This window comes from Chryseobacterium sp. WX, assembly GCF_029542485.1.
Classification (GTDB): Bacteria; Bacteroidota; Bacteroidia; order Flavobacteriales; family Weeksellaceae; genus Chryseobacterium; species Chryseobacterium cucumeris.
Map to the genome: position 1 here is coordinate 1528981 of NZ_CP120710.1, position 16766 is coordinate 1545746.

Below are 16766 nucleotides of genomic sequence, written 5' to 3' on the forward strand. Positions count from 1 at the left end.
TAAATTTAAAACTTTTTCACCTTAATGGTGGTGTCTTTCTTCTTATATTCAAAAACCACAGTTTTTGAATAACCTTCTTTTGTCACCTGAATAGTTTGGCTGGGTTGTGTATAGCTGTATTTGTCATTTTCAATATAGAGCGTGTATTTTCCATCTTTCAGGAAAAATTCAAACTCATTTTTTTGGTTAACCACAGCAGTATAGATCATACCCTCTTCACTTTTTGCATATACCACGATCCCGGTTACATCCGTTTCCAGAACATCATAAGCTTGTCTGATCTCTGTTAATTTTCCACTTACCCTGATGTTTTTTACCAAGCCTACTTTACGGTTAATATTGGCATGCACCATAATGACTGGATCCATCATCAATCGGGCACCTGCACTTTCGTTCATTTTTAGTGTATAAGTTCCTTCTGGGACATTCTGAAAAACTACTTTTCCATTCTTATCTGTTATCGCTACATAATTGTCCAGTTTTACAATTTCATTAGCAAGTACCGATTCGCCGGATTCCAGAAGTCCATTAAAATTTTTATCTTCAAAGAACTGGAAAGCCACTTTATGATTTCCGAGAGTTGTTGCTGTGGTAAAATATTTTTTAATCCCCACTCTAAACTGGTAATAGCTTCCACTGGTTGCATATTCAGCTGTAGATTTATAACCGGAAAGATTAAAATACCCTGTGGTAGACCAGGAAGGCGAAATCTTATACTCCAGATTACCGGTGATATTGCTGTTTAAATTTTTATAAAGTTCCGAATAGAAAGTCCCGGCTGAAAAAGATCCGGTCAGATTATGATTAAACATCTGGAAATTATAGGAGGCATACACATTATAGTTGGCGAAATTACGGTTTCCATTATAATAAGAATTTAAATCAAAGACACTGATCGCGTTCCATTGGGCTGTTCCATTGAGGGAGAATGATTTATATCTGTAAGATAAAGTCGTTTTCAAACTGTTGAACCATTCTGGATTATCATTCTCTTTTGAATAAGAATATTCCGCCGTCAGGTTCAATCCGTGAGCACCTAATGTAGTACTGATATTGGCTTCCAACCGGTAAGAAAAAAGTTCCTGTGATGTGTAAAAATTAGCTGTTTTTTGTTTTTCAACCTTTGGATAAAGTAGGAAATTCCACTTCTTTAAAGAAAACTGATACCCTAGTCCCAAAGCTTCCGTGCTGTTGAAATAATAACGCAAATTAGAGGTATTCCCAGGTTGGATAGGTTCACTCTGGAAACTCAGGAACTCGGGTTCTACCTGCGAATGCTGATATTGTATAAAAGCACGCTGAGCAGCAGAAAATTGGCGGCCGATCCGTTGATTTGAGAAAAAAGATCCCCGTTTAATCCCTGCATAACTTTTGGTGGCAAAGGAATTGAAAGATTGTATATCCCATTTCCCTATTTTTCCTTCGTAATTGGCTCCCATGGAAGCTCCTGTGTTTTCGTCTTTATTCAAAAGGCCGTTTTCGTTGCTCACTCCCACCTCCGTGCGGATGATATGTTTTTCGTTAATTAACAATGATGTTACCGCGTTCGCTACCTGTGTATCTACGTTAAAGCGTGGATCATGGTCGAATATATAGGATACTTTTCCATTGAAAGATTTAGCATTTCCAAAAGCATATTTTGCACCTACCATGGTAGATCCTTCTGTTTGCTGGAAATAAGTACCATACAGATTATAATTACTTTCCAGCGCAAGAACTTCAATCTGATTACTGTTACCAAATCTGGTAGAAACTTTTCCACCCCTTCCGAAAACCGGGTAGTCGTAATCGCTGCTATTAACATTTCCCAAGCGTAAAACCGTATTTTTTCTCTCCAGTTCCAGCCAGGTATCATACACGTTATAAAGGCCGTCTTCAAAATAGTAATCTGCACCGATATTGAAGCGTGATTTTAAATTCTCAGACATACGGAATGCTGTGTTTCCCCTCAATTGAAGAAAATTGAACCCTGAACTGTTTTCATTATAGCTCATTTCCGCAAAGTTACTTCCACTCGCCGCTTCGTTTCCACGGGCAATTTGTCTGTTGTGCGATAAAATAACCAAGTAGAGCGTGTTGCTTCCCACAATTTTATTATCAAGCAGATCTGTGACAATTGCATTAATATTAAACTCCGGGTAAAGTGTATTCTGTTTTCTGACGGCAATTTTAATTTCAAGCGTTTGTTTTTCTAAACCTTCCAGAGATAAGGTTTGCTGTTTTGGCAAAATTTCCAGACCATCCGGAATTGACTGCAAATCAATCTTAACGGTACGTTTACTATACCCCTGATTTTCTACTGTCAGCAGAATTGAGGATTGGGGCAAAGCAGGGTTAATAAAATTTTCGTAGGTAGCCGTATAAATCGCGATGTTTTTGTTCTCACCTTTAGAGACGAAGAATGAGGCGTTTTCAGCCCTGGTGACCTTTGAAGTGGCATACGAAACCTGAAATTGGATCTTATTGGATCTCAGCTTCATAAAATCAACGTTGGCGATCAGTTTCACAGGAAGATTTTTAGACTGACCCGGGCCTAGGGTAAAGTCAGTTTTGGGATAGAAAAGCAATCCCGGATACTGTTCCTGAGGGCTGATATTCTGAATCATCATCTCTTCAGAACTTTTATTCTCAATGATCAGGAAATTAGTAAAAGTAGAACCCTTTTCAACAGTTACACTGTCATTTTCAAAATGGATTTGTATATCCTTCTTTTCCTGTGCAAAGGCCCACGAAAAGTTCAGAAGAACAAATATAAAAAATAAGATTGTTCTTCTTAGTACTGATACTGATATTCCATTCTGTGGTTTCAAAGCTTAATTTTAAAATTTAAAGTTTTTTTCTCCTACACGTAAATCATTAGATTCGGCCATTTTGACGATAACCACGCCAAGGAAGTTCCCTGAAATGTTCTCTGGTAAAGAAAACTGAACAACCTGATTGGTATCCGGAAACATAGAGATGGAAATTGCGGGTAATTTTATTTCCTTACCACTGTCTGTATTGGTGAGTTCAAACTCAACGGTGGCATCATTGATGGTGTTTCCATCATTATGGATGCTTACAGCAACTTTTCTATTCGCAGCATTCTCATTTTTCACTTCTGAAATATTGGTGATATCCAGACTTTTCACATGGTTTCCCGGTGGAGTGTAAAAGATGTGAAGTCCTACCTCAAATAAGGTGATAATACCAATACCATTCTGAATACGTGCCTTATCTGCCTGCTGAGGAAGCTGTGTGAAAAACAGCATGCTGTTTGTAACGACAGACTGTGATGCGTTTACCGGAATTTGCATGGTTACTACAATCTCCTTTGTACTTTTCGCAGGAACTGTTACAGTGTTTTCTAAGGTAGACACCCAGGAGGCATTGGAAGTTTTTGAACTGCCTGCTTCAAGATAAACCTTATTTCCGTCTTCTTCTCTAACCCAATCTTTATAGTTGAGATTAAAAACATAATCTTTATCCGAGCTGTTTTGAAGCGTGACTGTCTTTGTTACTTTTTCTCCTGGATTACCTGTGAAAAACAATCTTGTAGGCGACATAGAAATACTTTGTGCCAAAAGTGAAGAAGATCCTGTAAGAATAAAGAAAATGAAAAGGTGAATAAACTTGTTCATGGTGTAAATAGTTTAATAATAAAGATTCTCAAAACTACTGAAAACGTAGCAAAATAAGCCTTTACAAACTAAAAATTTTATTATAAAGCAGTCGCCGTATAAGTTACTGTTTGCGTATAAGTTCCCGCTGGCTTACCTAAAATATCCGAAGATGATGATTTCTCTGCTGGAATGGTGTAGTCCAGATTCAGTGTTAATGCACTTCCGAGAGGAGCATTGGATACTAAGGTTCTTTCTCCTGGAGATAAAACCACTTCGTTTTTTGCTCCGCCCATACTTCCGGGAGCTTCTGCAGCTTTGATTGTCAAAACATCCACTGGGATCGAGTTTGAACCATTGACGAAATTCGGTCCCCCTGCTTTTACTTTAACATTAAAGTTCTTCGTGGAAGTAACTTTTAAAGAGTTGGCTTTAGTAATGGTCTGATCAGAGTTGTAGTCTGCTGCAGTAGCATAGTTAAAGGCAACTATACCACCAATGGCAGTACTTCCTGCGTCGATAGAGATGACATCGTTCAGGAAAATTTTTACAACTGTGGTTGCAGTAGTATTTTGAGCCTGAACATTATTAGTTCCTAATATGATCGCTCCAAAAGTTAAGGCTGTGATTGCAATTTGTTTTGTCATGATAATATTATTTAATTGTTAATCTTGTTTACCTGTTCTCTTTTGAACATTACAAATCTACAGCGGTCATAAAAGTTTCTTTGTAGTGGAAAACGGAAGTACATGTAGTAAAATCACTACACAGTTTATTCACATAATAAACAGAAAAACCCTCAGTACTTTTCAGGTACTGAGGGCATGTATATTGATGTGTTTTTTTATTATAAAATTGATGTATTTTTTATTATAAAGCAGTCGCGGTATAAGTTACCGTTTGCGTATAAGTTCCCGCTGGCTTACCTAAAATATCAGAAGATGATGATTTTGCTGCTGGAATAGTGTAGTCCAGATTCAGTGTTAACGCACTTCCAAGAGGAGCATTTGTAACTAAATTCTGATCTGTTGCAGATAAAACTACAGTATTTTTTGTCCCACCCATTGTTCCGGCAGCTGTTGCTGCTTTAATAGTCAAAACATTGACAGGGATTAAGTTTGTTCCATTCATAAAACTAGCGCCTCCTGCTTTTACTTTAACATTAAAGTTCTTTGTGGAAGTAACTTTCAAAGAGTTGGCTTTAGTAATGGTCTGATCAGAGTTGTAGTCTGCTGCAGTAACATAGTTAAAATCTACCGTATTACCAATGGCAGTACTTCCTGCGTCAATGGAGATGACATCGTTCAGGGTAATGTTTACAGTAGTGGTTGCTGTAGTATTTTGAGCCTGAACATTATTAGTTCCAAATATGATCGCTCCAAAAGTTAAGGCTGTGATTACGATTTGTTTTTTCATGATGGTAATATTTTATTGTTATTTTTTACTTAATTGTTATCTTTTGTATACTGCAAATTTATAGTGGTGCTAAAAGTTTCCTTGTAGTTGAAAAAGGAAGTTCGTGTAGTAAAATCACTACACGGTTTATCATTTGGACTTAAATAGAAAAGCCCTCAACATTTTCTAAGTATTGAGGGCCTATATAAATTGCTGTTATTTCTATTATAAAGCTGTCGTCATATAAATTACCGTTTGTGTATAATTTTTCTTTAGGTTTTCACAAAAAAATATTTATAGATTGGTAACTTTATTATCATTGTTATTTAAGAGTATTATGGTAATATAAAGCAAATAACTAATATAATTAATTTGTTATTGTAATGGCAATAATGCACCAAGCATTCAGCAATCTACTTTCATAAGAGTGCAAGGATTTTGAATTTTATCTATATTGGTACAATACATAAAAAATCAAAGGCCTCCTGAGGAAGCCTTCGAAACACCAAATCACAAAATATTAATATGAAAAAATTAGCTTATAAAGCTGTTGCAGTATAAGTTACTGTTTGCGTATAAGTTCCCGCTGGCTTACCTAAAATATCAGAAGATGATGATTTTGCTGCTGGAATAGTGTAGTCCAGATTCAGTGTTAACGCACTTCCAAGAGGAGCATTTGTAACTAAATTCTGATCTGTTGCAGATAAAACTACGGTATTTTTTGTCCCGCCCATTGTTCCGGCAGCTGTTGCTGCTTTAATAGTCAAAACATTGACAGGGATTAAGTTCGTTCCATTCATAAAATTAGCACCTCCTGCTTTTACTTTAACATTAAAGTTCTTTGTGGAAGTAACTTTCAAAGAGTTGGCTTTAGTAACGGTCTGATCAGAGTTGTAGTCTGCTGCAGTAACATAGTTAAAATCAACTGTATTACCAATGGCAGTACTTCCTGCATCGATAGAGATCACATCGTTCAGGGTAATGTTTACCGTGGTGGTTGCGGTTGTATTTTGAGCCTGAACATTATTAGTTCCTAATATCATGGCTCCGAAAGTTAAGGCTGTGATTACGATTTGTTTTGTCATGGCTGTATTATTTAATTGTTATTTTTTACTTAATTGTTATCTTTTGTATACTGCAAATTTATAGTGGTGCTAAAAGTTTCCTTGTAGTGGAAAAAGGAAGTTCGTGTAGTAAAATCACTACACGGTTTATCATTTGGACTTAAATAGAAAAGCCCTCAATACTTTGACAGTATTGAGGGCTTCTCTATTTAGAATTGTTATTTACTTACAATGCAGTGGCGGTATAAGTTATTTTTTGTGTGTAAGTTCCCTGTGGTTTTCCCAGAAGGACCTTAGATGCATTTTCCGCCGAAATGGAGTAGGCAATATTTAAAGACTGTTTGGTTCCTAAACTTGCATTACTCACCAGCACCTGATCAGTTGTAGATAAAGTGACCTCATTCAGGGTTCCTACCAAACTTCCGCCCGGTATTGCCTTGACCTTTAATATATCTACAGGAATTACATTTGCACCACTTACAAAGTGTGCTCCTTCAGATTTTACTTTTACATCAAAATTTTTAGAGGAAATAATGACTAAACTGTTGGGAACAGTCACATTTTTTGATGAATTATAGTCTTTTGTGCTCCCATAAATAAAATCTACAGTACCTTCTGAAGCAACAGAGCCAATGTCCATGGCAATAACGTCCGATAAAATAATATTTACTGATGTACTCACCTGCTCTGAACTTTGTGCCATAATCTGGTTGGTTCCTAAGGCGATTGCTCCCAAAGACAGCGCAATGATAAAAATTTGCTTTTTCATGATTAATAAATTTTAGTGAGGTGTAATAATATTATCATTCTGAATTCATTATAAATCTAATAACAATATATGACATCACCAAAGCTTTTTCACTCTAATGTGAGTGAATGTAGATTTTTCGCCGAAAATCATGGAATCAGCATAGGTATCGTAAGAATAATTGATCAAGTTAACAGTATTGTAATGCTTAAGGAACTTCTCCCTGATAAAATTACTGTTCAAACATTCCATTTTAATAATAAAATATAAATGGCGCCACTTTAAAAAAAGTGACGCCATTTTATATGGGTTATATATTCCTTATTTTGAATTTTCAAGTTTTAATACATCTTATTTTCTGCATATTTATAAACTGTCTTTTCATCCCAAACAAATAATTGAATAGAGCTATACGGTGGTATTTTGTATGAATACCCTGCGCTTTTTATATCGAAGCCCTGCCCATAACTATCACTGGCATTTAATACGAGTATTCTCTGACCTCGGAAAACTTTTCCTAATGTAAATTGCTCACCATACACACATCTGATGACCAGCATTCTATTATCAGAATCATAATACTGAATTCCTGGCTGCTGCTCAATCATTCCATGAGACAATCTCATTCTAGAGTCCTCATTGATAATCTCATCATCAAGGTAGGAAAGACTTCCGTCAGGAATAAATAAAGTATTAGGCTTTTCATCTTTTGATTTAAAGTTTTCAGTAGCCTTTACAGAGCCCTCAACATATACTGGACCGGCAATATTAACTTTATGCGAATCATTAGCCGGTGCACCTATACCAATATTATGGCTCTTTCTATGGAAGTTAATACCTTCCCAACCCTTATATTTACTTGAATATTTATAATACTCACCTTCCAATACAGTTAAATAGAACCCATCCTGTTCATTATATATACCGGATTCTCCGCCATTATATTCATCAGCAACCATTAATCCATTACCTGTATGACTAGTAAATTGCTGGTTTACAATAACACCGTTATTAGACATATAATTCCAGCTATTGATATTACCCTGAGAGAAATCTGCGTCACTCCAAACAGTTCTCCAAGGCTGCCATCCTATATCTCCAGAGCCTGAATAACTTCCTCTGAATTTCATCCCATTTCCTGTTCTGTCAATAGTTAGCTGTTGTCTGCCATCAGCCGAGTTCAGATTTAAAGTAGTTGTATAATTAAACCCTGAAGATGGGGCTTCCTGTCTATAAATTCCAGATTCAGAAACTAAATTTAAATTAGCAACATATTTTAATTCTTTAAACTTATCATTCCAATTACTGATCATAGCAGGGGTAAGATTACCGGCATCCCAAATTACATTTCCCTGAAAAGTTGGTCTTGATCTTAGATGATTAATGGCACCATAATTATCAATGGTCATCGCTATCTGAGGCCCTGCTGCAAACGAATTGGTTGTTGCAAAAGCCATAGATGTACCATTTCCGTCATTACTTCGTACATATATACCGGCTTGTGTACCGCTATTAGAATAAAATCCAATGGATGCTGTATATTGATTATCAGGATTTGAACCACTTTCAGTTTCTACTAAGAAAGAGTATTCGGCTGATGTACTGGTATTGCCCCAGCCTGTGCCTGTATTTTTTGCTCTACCTTTAATAGTTTTAAGTCCGGTAATATCCTGCTGGCCATCGACATTAACAAACTTGCTGTTTGTCCAATTATGCGTTGCTAAAAATACATAACCATCTGTTCTGTGGTATATGTAAGGCGCACCTGCTGATAAACCATTTGAGAATCCTAATGTTTGAGCATTTTCGGCAGAATTAACTTTAGTATCAGGGTTAAAATTATTATTAGTCCAAAGCGATTCTCCATCTGACAGTAAAGGAATATTCCCTTTTTTCGTCATCGTTGTTGTATTTATCGCCTGCCAATATTCTAAGTGATTGCTGAATAAAGGAAAATCTATCCTGTGATACCATGTATTATTTCCTGCTATGTGTAAAGAGTTACCATAAGTAGACGGGAATCCGTTACCTGTCGCCCAATCTGTAACACTTAAAGGATAATCAGTTTTTACTGCAGTTGCATCCTGATGGTTCCCTCTTTTCGCAAGATATTCTCCGGGATTTAAATTGTTCGTAGTCCACGGAATGCCTCCCTGAATTTTAACTGCACCACTATCTGAACTTAATAATAAGTCACCACCATTTACAGCTCTCATTGCAAAGCTATCTCCTGCTCCACTCCATACGGCAGAATTTCCATCAGCTCCAATATAGGCTATATCTTTAGATCCATCATACTTTTGCCAGGTCAGATAATTCCCTGTTTGTGCTGTACTTTTCCATCTCCCTAACATAGCTGGAGTTTCTATATTGAAAGCACCTGTCATAGTACCACCATCTTTTCTGAGATAGTTTCCTAAATCTGAAGATGACACAAAATCTGAGGCTAATCTCTGGCCACCACCCGCTGTTAAGATATAGTTATCATTATACCCAACTTTATTGAAACCTCTTGATGAAACCTGACCGGCATCAGTGAATGTTATACCATTATTTAAATCCCAATCTTCTGCATTATTGGTAACAGAGGGCGCCAATATCAAATTGTTATTGGTAGGTTTCTGAATTGACCAGGATTTATATGAACTGTTTTTTAGTTTGAAAGGTATTCTGTTATAATAGGATTTTGCTGCCGATATAATTTCATCCGTATTTCTCGTCTGGTAATCGCTCGGTTTGAAATTTACATTATCCCAGGCTTTTCTCCATAGTGTCCAATTTCCATTATGCCCACTTCTATACACCAGTTCTCCTGCATCTGCATTAGTATCATTATATTTTATCTGCAACTGTGCTGTAGTATCCTGAGCACCCATGTGCAACATAGGACTATATAGATGCTGAACTCCTCCTGCGTTATTGTTTGCTCTGTAAACTCCGGAACTGGAATACCCTCCAAGACTATTGAAGTTATCATTAAACTGAACTGCTTTTGGAATATAGCTGCTGTCTGCAAAATTAGTTAACCAACTTCTTGTAGCGACTACATCAGAAGGTAAAGTAATGATATGGGAAGGATATAAGTCAAGATTAGGTTCTAATGCATGAGACCATCCCAGATTCCAATCCTGATAATAGTTTTCGTATTTAACTTCCACTCTAGCCACTTCAAATGAGAAATACCCATTCCAAAAAGTCTCTGATTCTCCTAATAAAATACTTACATATCCATCAGTCCCAATCCCAATCCTTGCAGTAGTGGTAGGAAAATTATCTGTTACTTCCCATATCGCTTTTGAACCATTAGTAACCAGAGTTCCTGATACATATTTATAGAAAGCGACATTCACTTTACCTAAGTACTGGCTTTCATATCCATAAATATTAATATCAATACTAAACATTGCATGCTCCGGTGAAGCTTGTGGCATTTTAATCGCTAAAATACCCGTATGTCCTCCAACATCATAATAGCCCTGATAAACTTTATTAAATATTCTTACTTTATTTTGGCTTTTATTAATAGATCCCCCATCTTCAAATTCTAAATCCTTTGTACCAAGATTAACATCCTGTGATGCGCCAGTATAAGGAACATAATTATTTAAAGTTGATGTATTAACAAAAGTTGACGGGTTTAAATTATGAGCATCCCAAACCACTCCATTTACTCCGTTTTTAGAGTGTATTATATCATTGTTATTAGATTCTATAATAGTATTAATCGTTGGGTTTCCTATGTATAATGTGGAGGAACCGCTATAATTTAACACCTGGTTATTACCTGTAGTAAATGAAGTAGAATAAATACCTTGTTTAGAATAAATCTGACCTGAGCGTCCCAGATAATGGGTAGGATGATCCGGATCTCCAAAATGGAAACCAATACCTTCATTCAAGCTATTGGCACTTCCCTGATAATAAGAAAGTCCATAAGCATCTGCATTAGCAAATGACCAGATTCTATTTCTTTCATCGGTTTTGTAGAACCTGTTTTGAAATCCTTCATCTGTTTGCACAAAACCTCTTGAATGGATACCATAAGGAGGAATAAACTGGGAGTCGGTATAAGAAGAAGAGGCCAATAAGCCACCAGCCAAAATAACTTGAGAATTATTACCGTTTAAACCCGCTATAGGTTTATCTGAATCTAATGCCCAATAGCTACCTGTATCTTTCTTCTCCCAAAATGTATTACCAGAAACTAACTCTTCTTTAGTGAGCAAATGTTTAAGATTTATCTGAACCCTTTTTGTACCTCCCGGATCCGGGTGATCCGACACTGAAGTAACTCTGTTATTCCCCTGGTCTAAACCTCCATATCCAACCGTTACTTTGACATCAAACCCCTGCCAGTAAGATAATTGGGTAAACCAAAAACAAAGTTTACCATTTAAGTTTAAGGCCGTAATTCCATTCCAGTAATATAATGTAGAATAGCCGCTATGAGAAATAATAGTCCCGTTATAGATATAGCCCTGGATCTTACAATCTAAAGGCTGATCATTGCCATACATATTACCTTTAATCTCTAAAAGAAACTGATCTCCATAGTCTACAGAATAATCTACATCAGTTTCAATTAAGGTACCCTGTGGGAAGTTTCTTCCCGAATGATACCAGGAGTCTTCTTTTCTTCGGGAATCATAATCTCCACCGCCTCCCGTCAGAAATTTTTCATTATCTGATCCATCTTTATAATACCCGGCCGATCTCACGTAATCAAAAGCATTGCCATTGATATTCATAAAGTGATACCCATTTGGCCTATACTGCAGTGTAGCAGCGTAAAGCCCCGGCTGATGAAAAGAAATTGCAGGGTAAATTGTATCAGACACACCATTACCTCTTACTTCTAAAGCAACTGCATTATAAGCATTACCTGTAGCTCCTGAGAAGGATTTTCTTACCGGTATATCCTGGTATGTATTGGTTGTTACTAAATTTAAATCAGAAACTATTTCCGCATGGGTTCGTGTGCTAATTTTTTTCGTTACAGAATTCCAAACCATTACAGAACCTGCATCGTTTGGAACACTTTTCACAATTATTTCGCCTTCTATAGCGATATGATTGTTAAAATATTCAGGAGCAATCATTAGTCTAATCTAGCAGTTAAAGTAATTCTATATTCATTCGGGGTAAGAGGTGCCAAAACATCTATTTGTACGTCATTTTCTGATATAACCGTACAGCTTACATTTATTTTTCTATTATCAGCATTACGATAACAGATATAGTCAACATTGATGGTATTCCAGCCATGGGTGATGGGGAAAGTAACGGACGATCCGTCTCCGATGTGCCATGTTTGGGATTTAATTTTTGCATCCAAAACAGCTTTGGTAGATTTTGGAGTCATTGCTTTAGTAATATTGACTCCTTCAATAGCTTCAACATCTGTAGCGATCTGGATCAGACCTTTTACCGAATCTGTAGCGTCTACAATATCAGGAATACCTTTTTCTATAATCTGATAATTTTTAGGGATATTGTAAGCATCATCGGTATTGGCAATAAGATGGTCACCCACAGATACAGGTTCATTGCCCACCCATCCATTGGCTGTAATTACCCATACCATTCCTGTTTTAATTACAGCTGCTGTAGCAGGCGATGGCATCGTCATTGAACCTTCAACAGTAGAAGGAATATAACCTCCCGGCTGATAGATCAGTGCTCCTGTAAGGCTTTGTCCTATGAAGTTTTCAACATAAGTTTTAATCTTATAGGATGACCATGTAAAGGTACCTGACTGAATAGCGTCATTCACAACAATAGAAACAATATCTGCATTGGTAAGATTTCGGCCTGCTACTTTAATAACATGCCCTGAACTATTGGTCAGTATCTGACTTAGCAATAGAAGCCCGCTTGTCTGATTGGTCTGAAATGGATTATTAGTTAGCGGATAATCCGGATGTACATAATTTTCGGCCAAATTAATCCATTCGGTTCCGTTCCATTGATGCAACTGGCCGTTATAATCAATTACCCAGCCTGCAGGAACACCATCCGTACTGGGAAACGAAGTAAATTGTTGAAAACGGGTACGTTGTAGTTCCCCGAAAAAATTATCCTGATTTGCGTTGTTACTGATTACTGCATTGTTATTCATAGTTTTTTATTTTTTATGGTTTAACTTTTAAAATGAGAATGTTTATAGGATTAGCAAGGTCGCCCAGCATCTTGATCTCGATGGTTTGATTGGTTGCATAATCGTCAATATTTATTTTTTTTCCGGTAACACTATCCCGGGCCTGAATGATTACATTTTCCGTTTCAAGGGTATTGGGAAATACTGCACTTCCGGTAATCTGCACTACTGCACTTTCAGCTGTCTGAGAGATCAGCAAAACCTTATCATAGATCTGCTTATTAAATTCCTGTTGATTTTTCGGGCTGCTTAGCCAATCGTAGTCCAATACCAGCTTTACTTTATCTTCACTTGATTCTCCGATAGGAAGAGCTTTTAAAGCTTCAATATCATCACGGTTTTTTTTAATGAAGTTTACTATTTCCTGAAGTTCATCTAAAGACAGATCATTAGACAAGAGGATCTTTCTAATATTTTCTATCTTCAGGGCTAAGTCTTTATCAGCATCTTTCAGTGCATCAACAAAGCTATTTACCTGTATTTTAGTGTACACATTCCCCAATTGATCAGAACTGTCAATTGTAGCAACATTGCTTATTCCAAGTTTGCTTTTCCAGCTGTCAACATGAGCCGAGGTCAGATTACCGGCATTCAATAAAGCCAGATATTCCGAATGAGCTTTTGGGTCTTTTAAGTGTTCCTGAAATGCTTCGGCACTGGCAAATAATTGAAAGATTTCTTCAAATCCTTCAATACCTGTCACAGGGATTAAGTCATCTTTGTGATAAAAAGATAAAAACGTGTCTTTAAACTGGGTTTCTGTTGGAAAATCTCCAGTTTCAAACCAACTTAAAATTGTATGTAATGGTGTACTCATTTGATAATTGATAATTAGTTTTGATAAAATTGTTAATTGGGAAAGGCTTAAAGATGATTTCTATCGTGTGATATTTTAAGCGAGCGAAGAAGTCCATATATCTGCAGATGATGCTATACCACATTGCATTCACTCAGAAAGAATCAATGAAGCGGATTCCACTTTGCGATCTCAAAATATTACAATGATGCAATAACATTTTTGCCTGAAATCTGAACTGTATAAGCAGTTTGAAGGCGGAACAAAGTAGGCTGCACATGAATTTGGAGATTTATTTCCAATGATAACAGAGGGTTTAGAGTTCCCAGTATTAGGTAGAAATCGTTTATTTAGAAAAGAACAGATCAGCTTCAGCCTTTCTTCTGCGGATGAGTCCGTTTAATGTTTTTCCGGCAGCCGTAATGTATTTTGTGGTAAACCAATTTCTGATAGCCTGCTCTTCTGCTTTTTTATTAATCAAAGAAAATAGTCCATCTGATCCACCGGTATTGTAAGTGTGTGAAACAAGAGCATCAAATTGATTCTGAGTAAGATTCAGTTTAATTTTGCTCTTGACGATTTTTTCATAAGTTGGTAAAACAGATGAAAATAGCTCTATTCCTTTCTCTTTAGTGATGGCAGGATCTTTCATGGTTACTTTTTTCCCTCCGGGATAGTACGTGTTGCCATATCCAATTGTCGGAATTCCTGCAGAATCCAAATAAGGCTTTGAACTGAAACCTTCAAATGATACAATCAGATTGATTCCCTTTTGTGATGTTTTCATGTTTTAAAATATTTATAGGTGAAAAAGATGAGTATTAAAGTGATTCCAATAATCGTAATGAAAATCCAGGCCAGGATCTCCAATCCATCTGTTTGAATTTTCCTGGTTTCTTCAGAGACTTTTGCAGCCACTTCTTTGACTGTTTCTTTTGAACTTGTTTTTTGGATCAAATCCTGGATAACATGAGTAGTTTCTTCTTTTCTAAGCTCTGATTTTTCATGGTTGCCCTTTGCGTAAGAGCTGCTGATGGAATATTCTGCATTTCCCACAATAGAAATGCGTTGAAGCGTATCACGTCCCACCACATTATGGAAGACAAAGTGATTAGATGCATCCGATTTTCCTTTAATCAATAGCTCTCCGGATATTTCATTTCTCTCTTCCTTCAGCGACACCTCATCCGATATACTTTGAGCTGACTGTGAGCTTTGAAGGATTAAAGAATCAGCTTTTATTTCTTCTGTTTTTTTTGTATTTTCTTTATAAGTGGCTGTAATTTTGTGTTTACTCCGGCAGCCCAACATGAGACTGCTCAATATGAGCAATAACAGAATTTTTGTTTTCATGAGTTTTAGTTTTAAAAATTGAAAAGGCTTATCTTGAATTCTTCAATCCCAGAAAATCCAAATGATATTCAAATTCTTACATAAAGATTTTATCTTCTTTTACGTATTCTTTTTTGATGCTATCCAGCAACATGTCTAAGCTTACTTTGAAACCAGGTTCTTTTAACGCAATTGTTTTTAAACTCACATCCTGTATGATATTCATAATATTTGAACCGGTTAACTCATATCGTTGAGCAATTTGCTCCAGATCAATATCTTCAAGTTGTAATTGTTCGGGTAAATTTTGCTGCCAGATACGCAGACGCTCTTCATGCTTTGGATTATTAAATTGTATGCAGCTATGAAAGCGTCGCGTAAAGGCTTTATCCATATTATTTTTAAAGTTGGAGGCCAGAATAATAAGCCCTGAAAATGTTTCTATGCGTTGCAGCAAATAAGAAACTTCCTGATTGGCATATTTGTCATGGGCATCTTTTACAGAGGTTCGTTTTCCGAAAATAGCATCTGCTTCATCAAAAAATAAAATCCAGTTTTTATTTTCTGCTTTGTTGAATAGTTTAGCTAATTGTTTTTCTGTTTCTCCAATGTATTTTGAGACCAGCATAGAAACATCCACTCTGAAAACAGGCCGTTGAGTATATTTCCCTAAAAGGCTGGCCGCAAGAGTTTTTCCTGTTCCCGGTTCTCCATGAAACAACACTCTGAACCCTGGTTTAAGTTTGGTCTGCATATTCCAATCTTCCATCAAAGTCCGGCTGCTATTGTACCAGGCTTCAATACTTTTAAGCTCCTGTAAAGTAGTTTGAGGAAGAATCAAATCTGTCCATGATCGATGGGTGAGTATTTGTTCTGCAGGAAACTCATTGCTCATTTTTGGTAATAATTCCAGGCCAAACATGATCTTTTTAAAAGCTTCTTCATGAATATTGATCTGACTGTTCATTGATACATGTTCATGGGCTGAACCTGAAAAAACAATGAGCTCTTCCTGATTCAACACTGAATCCGGGCCGAAATAATCCAGTGATTTTAATCTTTCTGAAATACTATCCCCTCCCAAAACGTACTGGACTGCCTGAATTGTAGGATAAAAGAGCCTGCCGCTATCGTTGGTTGAACAGAAGTCAAACAGTGCACTCCCCGGAAACTCCAGATAAATGCGTTTCAGAAATGCGGGATCCAATCGTGGCAATAAAGCCATTAAAAGAATCACAACTTCCTGATGGGCAAGCTCTTTCTCTGAAATATAATCACCTAATTGAAAATTTTCATGGTTATTAGTATTAAATTCAGGAGCTCCTACATTAAAATCCTCTGAAGGATTGTTGATACGCCATGTAATAACCTTTTCTAAATGAGTAAATAATTTTTGTAATTGTTCTGACTCCATTGGTTTTTATCTTTTTTAAGATCCTGTGGTCTGCATCCATTTCACTTTTAAGATGCTTCCACTGATCCTGTCGTTGATTTCAAGAAACCTCAACCGGAAAGTTGCTCACATTCGAGTATCTCTCTACAGTTGACACACTGCTGTTTTTGGAAAGTAGTTCCTTCATTGGAACCCTTCTTTTAAAAGAATAAATCTGCATTTAAAAGAGAAGAAGAGATCCGAAGACCTGCCATTCTGCCTAATGCTTATACATTAAAAAAT

At 36.6% G+C, this 16766-nt stretch carries 12 protein-coding genes; all 12 read right to left on the minus strand.

The window, feature by feature from the left end; genetic code table 11:
* Positions 1 to 5: 5 nt before the first annotated feature.
* The 12 genes from PZ898_RS06940 to PZ898_RS06995 all read right to left on the minus strand — a co-directional run bounded on the left by PZ898_RS06940 (position 6) and on the right by PZ898_RS06995 (position 16505).
* Positions 6 to 2810, minus strand: a complete 2805-nt coding sequence (locus tag PZ898_RS06940; protein WP_277695140.1) for a hypothetical protein — start codon at positions 2808 to 2810, stop codon at positions 6 to 8.
* A 9-nt stretch (positions 2811 to 2819) separates the two neighbouring features.
* A complete protein-coding gene (locus tag PZ898_RS06945) occupies positions 2820 to 3620 on the minus strand; it encodes an Fn3-like domain-containing protein (protein ID WP_228436717.1) in 801 nt (266 codons plus the stop codon).
* Between the two features lie 80 nt (positions 3621 to 3700).
* Complete coding sequence (locus PZ898_RS06950; RefSeq protein WP_277695141.1) at positions 3701 to 4246, minus strand: peptidoglycan-binding protein LysM; 546 nt, start codon at positions 4244 to 4246, stop codon at positions 3701 to 3703.
* Between the two features lie 223 nt (positions 4247 to 4469).
* Positions 4470 to 5015 (minus strand): hypothetical protein, encoded by a 546-nt coding sequence (locus tag PZ898_RS06955; RefSeq protein ID WP_062671701.1) that lies wholly within the window; start codon positions 5013 to 5015, stop codon positions 4470 to 4472.
* A gap of 518 nt (positions 5016 to 5533) precedes the next feature.
* Positions 5534 to 6079: a hypothetical protein gene (locus PZ898_RS06960; protein ID WP_062671699.1), complete on the minus strand. Its 546-nt coding sequence runs from the start codon at positions 6077 to 6079 to the stop codon at positions 5534 to 5536.
* Positions 6080 to 6284: 205 nt separating this feature from the next.
* Positions 6285 to 6827, minus strand: coding sequence for a peptidoglycan-binding protein LysM (locus tag PZ898_RS06965; RefSeq protein ID WP_277695142.1), 543 nt, complete (start codon positions 6825 to 6827; stop codon positions 6285 to 6287).
* 320 nt (positions 6828 to 7147) lie between these two features.
* Positions 7148 to 11905 (minus strand): hypothetical protein, encoded by a 4758-nt coding sequence (locus PZ898_RS06970; RefSeq protein WP_277695143.1) that lies wholly within the window; start codon positions 11903 to 11905, stop codon positions 7148 to 7150.
* Positions 11905 to 12924 carry a hypothetical protein gene (locus tag PZ898_RS06975; RefSeq protein WP_062671693.1) on the minus strand — a complete coding sequence of 340 codons (1020 nt, stop codon included), beginning with the start codon at positions 12922 to 12924 and terminating at the stop codon, positions 11905 to 11907. The genes PZ898_RS06970 and PZ898_RS06975 overlap by 1 nt, the downstream gene beginning before the upstream one ends.
* A gap of 13 nt (positions 12925 to 12937) precedes the next feature.
* Positions 12938 to 13780 (minus strand): hypothetical protein, encoded by an 843-nt coding sequence (locus tag PZ898_RS06980; RefSeq protein ID WP_120231685.1) that lies wholly within the window; start codon positions 13778 to 13780, stop codon positions 12938 to 12940.
* 325 nt (positions 13781 to 14105) lie between these two features.
* Entirely contained in the window at positions 14106 to 14546 is a 441-nt protein-coding gene (locus PZ898_RS06985) for a lysozyme (RefSeq protein ID WP_277695144.1), read from the minus strand.
* Positions 14543 to 15112 (minus strand): hypothetical protein, encoded by a 570-nt coding sequence (locus tag PZ898_RS06990; protein ID WP_277695145.1) that lies wholly within the window; start codon positions 15110 to 15112, stop codon positions 14543 to 14545. Before PZ898_RS06990 ends, PZ898_RS06985 begins: the two co-directional genes overlap by 4 nt.
* 76 nt (positions 15113 to 15188) lie before the next feature.
* The gene (locus PZ898_RS06995; protein ID WP_277695146.1) at positions 15189 to 16505 is read right to left on the minus strand and encodes an ATP-binding protein; all 1317 of its coding nucleotides are present in this window, start codon (positions 16503 to 16505) and stop codon (positions 15189 to 15191) included.
* Positions 16506 to 16766: the final 261 nt, after the last annotated feature.

Coding starts and splice junctions, on each gene's coding strand:
- PZ898_RS06945 (WP_228436717.1), bottom strand. CDS start 3,620: ATGAACAAGTTTATTCACCTTTTCATTTTCTTTATTCTTACAGGATCT.
- PZ898_RS06950 (WP_277695141.1), bottom strand. CDS start 4,246: ATGACAAAACAAATTGCAATCACAGCCTTAACTTTTGGAGCGATCATA.
- PZ898_RS06955 (WP_062671701.1), bottom strand. CDS start 5,015: ATGAAAAAACAAATCGTAATCACAGCCTTAACTTTTGGAGCGATCATA.
- PZ898_RS06960 (WP_062671699.1), bottom strand. CDS start 6,079: ATGACAAAACAAATCGTAATCACAGCCTTAACTTTCGGAGCCATGATA.
- PZ898_RS06965 (WP_277695142.1), bottom strand. CDS start 6,827: ATGAAAAAGCAAATTTTTATCATTGCGCTGTCTTTGGGAGCAATCGCC.
- PZ898_RS06970 (WP_277695143.1), bottom strand. CDS start 11,905: ATGATTGCTCCTGAATATTTTAACAATCATATCGCTATAGAAGGCGAA.
- PZ898_RS06975 (WP_062671693.1), bottom strand. CDS start 12,924: ATGAATAACAATGCAGTAATCAGTAACAACGCAAATCAGGATAATTTT.
- PZ898_RS06980 (WP_120231685.1), bottom strand. CDS start 13,780: ATGAGTACACCATTACATACAATTTTAAGTTGGTTTGAAACTGGAGAT.
- PZ898_RS06985 (WP_277695144.1), bottom strand. CDS start 14,546: ATGAAAACATCACAAAAGGGAATCAATCTGATTGTATCATTTGAAGGT.
- PZ898_RS06990 (WP_277695145.1), bottom strand. CDS start 15,112: ATGAAAACAAAAATTCTGTTATTGCTCATATTGAGCAGTCTCATGTTG.
- PZ898_RS06995 (WP_277695146.1), bottom strand. CDS start 16,505: ATGGAGTCAGAACAATTACAAAAATTATTTACTCATTTAGAAAAGGTT.